Origin of the sequence: Streptomyces durmitorensis, assembly GCF_023498005.1 — a bacterium.
GTDB lineage: Bacteria > Actinomycetota > Actinomycetes > Streptomycetales > Streptomycetaceae > Streptomyces > Streptomyces durmitorensis.
Genome location: NZ_CP097290.1, coordinates 68,508 through 74,269, shown reverse-complemented (window position 1 = coordinate 74,269; position 5,762 = coordinate 68,508). Strand labels below are relative to the sequence as shown.

The following is a 5,762-nucleotide window of genomic DNA, read 5'->3' as shown; positions in this document are numbered from 1 at the left end:
CGGTCGGCCTTTCTAGGCGAGCAGGACGGAGAACGGTTCGAATACGTGGGTGGGCCGCAGGGGGCCCATCGGGCGCATGTCAGAAGGCCTCGTCGCCGACCGAGGCCAGCAGGCTGTCGAGCTCCGCGTTGATGTCGTCGACGGACCGCTCCACGGGACGGGGTGTGCCGGACGGGGATGCGGACCGGGCGGCCGGGCCGACCTGCGCGCCGTCCGGGTCCGGGGAGTTCGTGCGGTCGGCGAGGTCCACGAGGAGTTCCAACAGGCCGCTGCGGTGCAGGTCGTCCGCCGACACACGGCCGAGGACCCGGGCCAGGACGGTGTCGGGGTCCTCGGCCGTTGCCGTGCTCTGCGGGTCGGCCGCGAGGTCGAGCCGGGTCAGGATGAGTCCGGCGATGGCGGCCGGAGTCGGGTAGTCGAACGCCAGTGTCGACGGCAGCCGCACACCGGCCCGTGCGGCGATCCGGCGGCGCAGCTCCACCGCCATCAGCGAGTCGAGGCCGAGGTCTTTCAGGACCTGGTCCGCCGAGACGGACGTCGGGTTGCTCAGCCCGAGCACCGCGGCGGCCTCCTCCAGCACGGCCTCGGTGGCCAGTCGGGTCCTGCGCTCCACGGTCAGCGGTTCGAGCCGCTGGCGCAGTGACGCCGGGTCCGCGGCGGACGGCCCCGCCGCCGCTCGGGGCAGTTCCGGCTGCCGCACCAGCGCGCGCAGCACCGGGGCGACCTGGCCACCCTCGCCGAGGTGGCGGGCGGCCGCGGCGGTGTCGAGCCGCAGCGGCACCAGGTTCGGCTGCTGCGGTCGGCACAGTGCCTCGTCGAGGAGCCGCAGACCGTCCTCCACCGGGATCGGAGCGATGCCCTGCCGCCGCATCCGGGACAGTTCGGCCGTGCCGAGGTGGGCGGTCATGCCGGTTCCGCTCTGCTGCCACAGGCCCCAGGCGAGGCTGTGCGCCGTCTCGGAGCGCTGCCGGCGCCGGGCGGCCAAGGCGTCCAGGACGGTGTTGGCGGCGGCATAGGTGCTCTGGCCCGCCGTGCCGAGCACACCGGCGGCCGAGGAGAAGAGCACGAACGCCGCCAGGTTCTGCCCCCGTGTCAGTTCGTCGAGGTGCAGTGCGCCGTGCACCTTCGGCGCGAAGACGCGTGCCAGGCGCTCGCCGTTCTGCGCCGTCACCAGGCCGTCGTCGAGAACACCGGCCAGGTGCACCACGCCGGTGAGCGGGTGTGCCGGGTCGATGCCGGACAGGAGCTGTGCCACCGCGTCCCGGTCCGCCACGTCGCAGGCGGCGAGCCGCACGCTCAGCGCGCCCGCCGCGGTCAGTTCGTGCACCAGGGCGTCGGCGCCCGGGGCGTCGGGACCCTGCCGGGACGTCAGGACGAGACGGCGTGCGCCGTGCTCCCGCAGCAGATGCCGGGCCACGGCCCGTCCCAGCTCGCCGGTGCCGCCGGTGAGCAGGACCGTGCCGTCCGGGTCCAGGGGCGGAGCCGGCACGTCGGGCGCCGATGCTTCGGCGCGCACCAGGCGCGGTGCGAACACGTCCGTGCCACGGACCACGAGCTCCGGTTCGTCGGGCACGTCCAAGGCGTGCGGCAGCGACTCGGATGCCGAACCGCTGTGCGCGCCGCTGATCTCGACGGTGCGCAGCGACCGGTCCGGGTACTCGCTGCGGGCGGTGCGCAGCAGGCCGCGCAGCGACGCCGGAGCGAGGCCCCGGCCGTCGGCGCCTGCGTCCGCGCCTGCGTCCGCGGCCAGGTCGTCGTACGGGCTCGGTGCCGTCCGCGTCACCCACACCAGTTCCGCCTCTTCCAGGCGGGGTTCGCCGAGCAGCCGGTTGAGCAGTGCCAAGGCGTCGGCCGCCGCCTGCGTCACCTCCTCGTCGGAGCGGTCGATGAGGCCCGTCGCGTCGACGAGGACGCGCCGCGGCGGCGTACCACCGTCCAAGGTGGCCGACAGCGCGTCGAAGGAGGGCACGGCGGGGGAGTCGAGCGCTTCGGCGATGCGTCCCTCGCCGCCCAGGACGACGGTGGCGGGCCGCTGCGCCGATGCGTGGGGGCGGGGCACCGGCCGCAGCCGAAGCTCATGCAGGTCCCGTGCGGCGGTGTCCGCCACGGCCGCCGTGATCTGCGCGGCGGTGGCCCGGCGCAGTTCCAGGCCCTGCACGCGGGCGACCGGGGTGCCGGTGGCGTCGGCGGCCTCGACCGTCAGATGCCGGCCGGCGGCGGTGTCACGGACGTCGACCCGTACGCGCAGTTCGCGGGCGCCGGTGGCGTACAACTCGACGCCCGACCAGGCGAACGGCAGCAGCACGCCGTCCTGCCCGTCCGTGTTGTCGTCCACCGACACGGCCCTCATCACGTTCAACGCCGCGTCCAGCAGCGCCGGATGCAGCCCGAACCCGTCCGTGGCGCTGCCCTGGCCGGGCAGCCGCACCACGCCGTACGCCGTGTCGCCCTGCCGCCACAGTGCCGCGGTGCCCCTGAACGCCGGGCCGTAGTCGATTCCCTTGTCCTGGAACCACTCGTAGAAGCCGTCCATGGCGACCGGTTGCGCACCCGGCACCGGCCACTGGCCGGCCCAGGCGAAGCCACCGGACGCGTCCACGGGAGCCGGGTTCAGCTCGCCCGTGGCGTGCAGCGTCCAGTCGTCAAGGCCATCGGCGCCGGCCGCGCTGCGGCTGTGCACCGTCACCGTCCGCGGTCCGCTCTCGGCGGCGGAACCGCCGCCGACGACGACCTGGACGTGCACCGCCTCGTCGGCGGGCAGCACGAGCGGCGCCACCAGGGTGAGGTCGGCCACGCCGGCGGCGCCCGACCGGTGCGCGGCGGCCAGGGCCAGTTCCAGAAGTCCGGTGCCCGGCACCACCGCCCGGCCGAAGACCGTGTGGTCGGCGATCCAGGGATGCTCGGCGAGCGAGAGCCGGCCGGTGAAGATGTGGCAGGAGCCGTCGGCGGACGCCGTGAGCGCGCCCAGCCACGGGTGGGCGGGATCGCCGAGGCCCAGGGCCGCGGTGTCGGTCGCGGCGGCCGAGGGCTCGGGCCAGTACCGCGCCCGCTGGAAGGCGTACGTCGGCAGCTCCACCTGGTCCGCGCCCATGCCCGCGAAGAACCGTTCCCAGTCGACGGCGACGCCGTGGACGTGCGCGCGGGCGACCGCGCTGATCAGCGTCCGCGTCTCCGGGCGCTCGCGGTGCAGGAGCGCCACCACTGCCGTCGTGTCCTCGACGCCCTGGTCGGCCAGGCAGTCCTGCACCATCGCGGCGGCGGTGGCGTCCGGGCCGAGTTCCACGAAGCGGGTCACCCCCGCAGAGGTCAGCGCACGGGTGCCGGCGGCGAACCGGACGGACTCACGCACGTGCCGCACCCAGTAGTCCGGGTCACGCACCTCGTCGACGACGAGCTCGCCCGTGAGGTTGCCGATCAGACCGAGCGTCGGCGCGTGGTACGTCATGCGCCGTGCCACCGCGGCGAAGTCGGCGAGCATCGGGTCCATCAACGGCGAGTGGAAGGCGTGCGAGACGGTCAGCCGCCGTGACTTGGTGCCGCGGGCGGCCAGTTCGGCGGCCACCGCGTCGATGGCTTCGGCGGGCCCGGAGATCACCACTGAGTCGGGACCGTTCACCGCGGCCACGCCCGCCGCGTGCGCGTGGCCCGCGAGCAGCGGCGCCACCTCCGCTTCGGGTGCCTTGACGGCGAGCATCGCTCCCCCGGCGGGCAGGGCCTGCATCAGCCGGCCGCGGGCGGCGACCAGGGCGCAGGCGTCGGCGAGGGAGAGCACGCCCGCCACGTGCGCGGCCGCCAGCTCGCCCACCGAGTGACCCATCACGTAGTCGGCGGTGACTCCCCACGACTCCATGAGCCGGAACAGCGCCACCTCTACGGCGAACAGCGCGGGCTGCGTGCATCCGGTCTGGTCCAGGAGCTCCGCCCCGGGGGTGCCGCGCTCGGCGAACACGACGTCCCGCAGCGGTCGTTCGAGCAGCGGGTCGAGTTCGGCGCAGACCGCGTCGAAGGCCGCGGCGAACGCCGGGAAGTCCCGGTACAGCTCCCGGCCCATGCCGGGCCGCTGGGCCCCCTGCCCGGGGAAGACGAACGCGGTCCGGCCCGGCAGCGCGTCGGTGCCAGGGGCCGCGGTGCCGTCGGCGATCGCCCGTACGGCGCTCAGGAGTTCCTCGGGGTCGCCGCCCACGGCCACCGCCCGGTGCCCGAACGCGGTGCGCGCGGTCGCCAGCGAGTACGCCACGTCCACCACGTCCGTGGCGGGCCGGGCCGTCACGGAGTCGGCGAGCCGCTGCGCCTGTGCGCGCAGCGCGCTCTCGTCCCGGCCGGAGAGCAGCCACGGCACGACCGGGCGGCGGACGGTGTCCTGCGCGGGCTCCGCGTCCGGTGCCGGCTCGGGCGTACTGCCCTCGGGGCCCTCCAGGACGATGTGCGCGTTGGTGCCGCTGATGCCGAACGAGGACACACCGGCGCGGCGCACGCGCTCTCCAGGCGTCCATGGCACCGGTTCCGACAGCAGCCGCACCCCGCCGCCGGACCAGTCGACGTGGGTGCTCGGCTCCTGGGCGTGCAAGGTGCGCGGCAGCCGGTCGTGGCGCAGCGCCTGGACCATCTTGATGATGCCCGCCACTCCGGCGGCGGCCTGCGTGTGACCGATGTTGGACTTCACTCCGCCCAGCCACAGCGGGTCGCCCGGCCCGCGGGCCGCCCCGTACGTGGCGATCAGTGCGCGGGCCTCGATCGGGTCGCCGAGCCGGGTGCCGGTGCCGTGTGCCTCCACCGCGTCGACGTCGGCGGCGCCGAGCCCGGCGTCGGCCAGGGCGGCCCGGATCACGTCCTGCTGTGCCTGCCCGTTGGGCGCGGTGAGTCCGTTGGACGCACCGTCCTGATTGACGGCGGTGCCCCGGACCACGGCGAGCACACGGTGGCCGTTGCGGCGGGCGTCGCTGAGCCGCTCCAGGAGCAGCATGCCGCTGCCCTCGGAGAAACCGGTGCCGTCGGCGTGGTCGGAGAAGGCCCGGCAGCGCCCGTCCGGCGCCAGGCCGCGCTGCCGGCTGAACTCGACGAGAAGGTGCGGCGTGGCCATCACCGTGGACCCGCCTGCCAGCGCCAGCGAGCATTCGCCCCGCCGCAGCGCCTGCACCGCGAGGTGCACCGCCACCAGCGAGGAGGAGCAGGCCGTGTCGATGGTCAGGGCCGGGCCCCGCAGGCCCAGCGCGTAGGCGATGCGTCCGGACAGGACACTGGCGGCGGCGCCCGTCAGAGCGTGCCCCTCACTGCTGCCGCCACCGATCAGATCCGCGTAGTCCTGACCGTTGGTGCCGATGTAGACACCCGTCGCCCGGCCCCGCACCGACTCCACGGTGATGCCCGCGCCCTCGAACGCCTCCCAGGCGTTCTCCAGGAGGAGCCGCTGCTGCGGATCCATCGCGACGGCCTCGCGGGGCGAGATCCCGAAGAAGTCCGCGTCGAACGCGGCCGCCTCGTCGAGGAATCCGCCGCCGGTGGCGTACACGGTTCCCGCGTTGTCCGGGTCCGGGTCGTAGAGCCCCTTCGTGTCCCAGCCCCGGTCCTCGGGGAACGGGCCGATGGCCTCGGTGCCCTCGTCGAGCAGCCGCCAGAAGTCCTCGGGCGATGCGACGCCGCCCGGCAGCCGGCAGCTCATCGCCACCACGGCGATCGGCTCCCGGTGCTTGGCCTCCGCCTGCCGCAGTCGCTCCCGCGCCGTGTCCAGTTCGCCGGTGACGCGCTTGAGGTAGTCGCGCAGC

Annotated in this window: 1 protein-coding gene; it reads right to left on the bottom strand. The window is 75.0% G+C overall.

Annotated elements, in window-relative coordinates; all coding sequences use genetic code 11:
* Positions 1 to 79: 79 nt before the first annotated feature.
* Entirely contained in the window at positions 80 to 5,761 is a 5,682-nt protein-coding gene (locus tag M4V62_RS43275) for a type I polyketide synthase (RefSeq protein ID WP_430626894.1), read from the bottom strand.
* Between the last annotated feature and the right edge of the window lies 1 nt (position 5,762).